General features: G+C 80.3%; 1 protein-coding gene and 1 pseudogene. Both read right to left on the reverse strand.

Translation table 11 applies throughout. The annotated features are described in order from the left end of the window. Positions 1 to 2075, reverse strand: a 2075-nt coding sequence (locus tag CS2_RS18095) for a fibronectin type III domain-containing protein (RefSeq protein ID WP_070321005.1), incomplete at its 3' end; no start/stop codon positions are given. A 26-nt stretch (positions 2076 to 2101) separates the two neighbouring features. Beyond that, positions 2102 to 2574 (reverse strand): annotated as a pseudogene (locus CS2_RS19235) (FtsK/SpoIIIE domain-containing protein); the annotation flags it as partial.

The raw sequence follows: 2574 nt of genomic DNA on the forward strand, positions 1-2574 counted from the left end.
GAGCCGTTGTCGGCGGGGGCCCCCCAGGACACGTCGACCGTGAGCACGTCGCCCGCGCGGCCCGCGAGCGCGGCCGCGAGGCCGCCGACGCCGCCCGGGGGGCCCGCGACCGTGACCGCGTTCGACGGGGCCGACGCGGCGGTGAGGCCCTCGCGCTGCGCCTGCACGACGAACCGCACACCGGCGCCGGGCGGCAGGTCGCGCAGCACGAGCGAGGTCGCGTCGCCCGACGTCGTGGTGGTCGACCCGCCCTCGGGGCCGACGAGGTAGGCGTCGACCGGGGTGCGCGACGCGGTCCACGACACCGTGACCGACCCGTCGCCGCCCGCGACGGCCGTGACGCCCGTCGGGGCGGCGGGCGCCTGCGGCGGGCACGCGGGCGTCGTGACGGCCGCGCTGGTGGCCGCGGCCGAGCGCTCGGCACCCGCGACGGCCTCGACCGAGAACGTGACCCGCGTGCCGCACACGACGCCGCGCACGGTCGCCGTGGTGGCGCCGCCGCCGACCTCGACGGGCGCGACGCCCGCGACCGACGTGCGGACCACGTGGTCGTCGGCGGGCGGCGTGCCCGCACGCCACGTCACGGTGACGTCGGTGAGCCCCGCGGCGTCGGGCGTGCCCAGGGTCGCGACGACCGCCGACGGGCGCCCCGGCGGCGCGTCGGGCGTCGGGGTCGCGGTGCCGGTCGGGGTGGGGGTCGGCGTCGGGGTGCCCGGCGGGCGCCCCGTCGGCTCGCCCGTCGGCGCACCCGTGGGCGTCCCGACCGGGAGCGTCGGGGTGCCGCCCGGCGTCGGTGCGTCGGGTGCACCGGGCGGCGGCTCGGGCGCGCCGACCGGCGGGACGCCCGGGTCGGCGCCCGGGGGCGGCGCGCCCTGGTCGGGACGCTGCGGCTGCGTCGGCTGCTGCGGACGCTGCGGCGGCACGGCGGCCGACGGGCCTGCCGCCGTGTCGCGCGGGTCGTGCACGGGCGCGCCGGAGCGCCCGGTGTCGATCGCGCGCGTGCTGCCGTCGGCCTCGACGACCACGGCGCGCGCGCCGTCCTCGGTGTGCACGACGAGGCGCCCGTCGTCGACCAGGAGGCGCGGGTCGCGACCGCCCGGCACGACGACGTCGGCGCGGGCGCGCGTGCCGTCGGGCCGCAGCACGACCACGCGTCCGGCGCCGGTGCAGGGCACGTACACGAGGCCCGCGAAGACCGCGGGGCGTCCCGGGCGCTCGCACCCGAGCGCGCCGACGCCGACGTCGAGGATCCGGTCCCCCGCGAGCATGACGACCGCCGAGCGGCCGGGCACGCCCGCCGGTGCGAGGTCGGTCGGCGAGGAGTCCGCGGGGAGCACCTCGCCCGCGAGGTCGGGCACCGCGACCGCGAGGTCCCGGCCGACCCCGACCTGCAGCACGGCGCCGCCGTCGGGCGCGAACAGCGTCACGCCGCGCTCGTGCGGCAGCAGGCGCGTGCCGGAGCCCGCGCCCCGCACGGGCCGCGGCTCGCCGACGTCGAAGCGCTCGTCGGCGGGCTTCCAGGTCACCTGCTGCAGGTCACCGCCCGCCGTCACGACCCACACCGTGCCGCGCGCGTCGACGACCGCGTCGGCCAGCGCGCCGCCCACGCGGTGCGGCGTGCCGAGGTCCTTGAGCGTCAGCGGGTCCACCGCGCGCACGACCCCGCTGCCGGGCGTCACGAGGTACACCAGGCCGCCGCCGACCAGCACGCGGGCCGGCTCGCCGCTCGTGCGCTGACCGCTCGCGAGCAGCGTCGCGAGGTCGATGCTCGTGAGGCTCCCGGTGCGGCCGTCGCCGACCACGAGCACGCCGTCGCGCTGGCTGATGTCGAGCTCGGCGCCGGGGCCGGCGACCTGCAGCCGACGCTCGGCGCGGCCCGTGCCGGGGTTGATCTGCACGACCTGACCGGTCTGGTCGTCGGGCAGCCACGTCACGCCGTCCGACATCGTGACCACGGTGCTGGCCACGCCCGAGCCGAGCGCGGCGCCCAGCACGAGCGCGGCGCCCGTGACGGCGACGCCGGCCTCGGCGAAGCCGCGCTGGCGGTCGCCCGGACGGCCCAGCAGGCGCCTCATCAGGCCGGATGCGGTGGCTGATCGGTTCAACGGACGGTCTCCCGGTCGGCTGTCGGCGATAGTACCTGGACCACCCGGACGCCCCCGGCGCTGACCAGCAGGCCGCGCCCGACGCCCGTCGCGGGCTCGTGCGTGTGCATCGGGACGGTCGCGCCGACGAGCGAGCCGTCGGCCATCTCGGGGGCGAGCAGCACGGCGCGTCGTGCGCGCCGGGCGGCCGCGACCGCGCCCGCGACGTGCTGCCGCGCGCGGGCCTCGTCGGCGTCGGCCGCGACGACCACGGCGACGCGGCGTGCGGGCCCCTCCTCGACGGCGCGGGCCAGCAGCTCCACGAGGCGCCGGTCGTCGCCGCCCCGCTCCCAGCCGCGCTCCCACTCGTGCACGTCGTCCACGAGCAGCACGCGCCAGGCGTCGTCGGCGGCGGCCGGCGTCGGGTCCGCGAGCAGCTCCTCGAGCAGCGCGGCGGCCGCGGCGGGGTCGGCGACGGCCGTGACGCCCG

This window comes from Cellulomonas iranensis NBRC 101100 = JCM 18110 (assembly GCF_001552375.1).
Lineage (GTDB): Bacteria > Actinomycetota > Actinomycetes > Actinomycetales > Cellulomonadaceae > Cellulomonas > Cellulomonas iranensis.